Below are 1831 nucleotides of genomic sequence, written 5' to 3'. Positions count from 1 at the left end.
GCCTATCACCACAAGGGCCTGTCGTTCGTGCGCGTGCTGCAACGTTGCCCAGAGTTCATGGAACATCGTTTCGACGCCTTTGTGCGCGACCCCTCGAAGATGCGCATCCTGACCCACGGCAACGGCCTGCGGCTGACGCCCGAAGTCTCGCGCGTGTACAAGAACCAAGAAACGCACGACCCGCTGAACATGGGGCGCGCGCTGGAAATCGCGGCAATCGCCGAGGAAATCCCGGTCGGCATCATCTACAACGATCCGTCAGTGCCCACCTATGACGAATTGCGCAAGGGCGAGCGGCCTTCAACGCCGGCGCTGGTGGAAACCGTGCTGCGCGAGGAGTTTGACAAGGTCACGATCTGGCCCGACGGGGCCGAGCCGATGGCAGCGGAGTAAGACCATGCAACACCAGAAAATGCCCGCCTCTGCGCCAAAGCCCGCCTTGGCCCCTTTGCGCCCTGCCCTTTTCGCACGCTACGATGCGCTAGAGCAGTTGCGCTACGACTATCCGATGGTGCTGTTGGAGGATGACAAGGGCGGCGCGCTACTGCGCCCGCTGATGCGGCTGATCGACGAGGCGCTGGCCGCCGCCTCCGAACCCGGCCCCTTGGGCGAGGCGCAGCGCCAGCAGGTGCTGAAGCTAGAGGCCGAGATGCGCGCGCGCGTTGCTGCGGGCGAAACCGGCCAGCTTGCCGATCTGTGGCGCAGCACAGCAACGGCGCAATTGACCAAACATGGCGAAGCCCCCTTTGGGCCGATGGACGCCAACTTCGACCGCGCCTTTGCCCGGCTGAAAGGCCGGGGCCGGGTGATCGGTTGCGATGCCGAAACCCCCAAGAGCACATTGACCCACGTCTGGAATGCGGTGCACAGCGAAAAGGGGCTCGCGTTTCGCAAGAAGGTCGATGGGCTGATCCTGCGGCTTTCAGACATCCTCAAGGCCGATTACATGAAATCGGACGAGGCGCATGGGCCCAAGGCGCTGCAAGCGGCGGTTGGCAAGGCTGATAGCGCCGCGATCGACTTTGGCGCGCTGTCGGACATCTTGCACCGCGCGCGACCTGTGGACCGGTTGCCCGAAGACCGTGTGCGCCGGATCGGCTGGGTGCTGAGCGTGCTTGGCGGCCAACGTTTCTACGCCCCGGTGCGCGGTTCGGAATTGCTGCCCGGCCAGCCAGAACCGCATGTCTATGTATTCGAAAGCTGCGCCGAAGCGATTGACGCCTATCGGCGGCGGCTGCCTGCGGTGGTCGAGTTCGTGAAGGCGCTGACGACCGCCGAACTGGAGGTCGATGGCAAATATCGCCCCGCCCAGCACGACCCGGTGCTTGACGCCTTCGACGAAAGCGATCTGACGGCCGAGCAAATGGCGCTTTTGCCCGCCGCGCTCGTGCTGTTGCGCGACGGCGAAGATGACACGGCCGAAACCGTGCGCGCCTTCGAGGCGCTGGCCTCGGGCCTGCCGATCAAGGTGTTGGTGCAGACCGACGACATTCTGGGCGCAACCTCGCCCGAACCTTCGCGGCGCGCCTTTGGCGGCGGCTCGGCGCGGCTGGCGGCGATGGCGATGGGCACCAACAACGCCTTTGCGATGCAGGTTTCCTCGGCGCATCTTTACCGGATGCGCGACGCGCTGGTGCGCGGAATGCGCTACCACGGACCGGCGATGTTCTGCGTCTATTCAGGTGCCACCCCAACGGTAGAGGGCGTTGCCCCCTATCTGCTGGCGGCGGCGGCGACCGAGTCGCGCGCGTTCCCAACCTTTTGCTACGACCCATCGGCAGGCCCGGACTGGGCGCGGCGGTTCGATCTTTCGACCAACCCCGCGCTAGAG

The 1831-nt window shown here is 65.2% G+C and carries 2 protein-coding genes; both read left to right on the top strand.

Annotation, left to right across the window (positions count from 1 at the left end):
• Positions 1 to 393 (top strand): hypothetical protein (locus ABY403_RS16155; protein WP_372841835.1); only part of this gene is annotated, 393 nt, incomplete at its 5' end.
• A 4-nt stretch (positions 394 to 397) separates the two neighbouring features.
• A partial coding sequence (locus ABY403_RS16150; protein WP_372841834.1) for a hypothetical protein occupies positions 398 to 1831 on the top strand: 1434 nt, incomplete at its 3' end.

Origin of the sequence: Phaeovulum sp., assembly GCF_041596715.1 — a bacterium.
Taxonomy (GTDB): Bacteria; Pseudomonadota; Alphaproteobacteria; order Rhodobacterales; family Rhodobacteraceae; genus UBA6213.
This window is presented reverse-complemented; position numbering and strand designations above follow the sequence as displayed.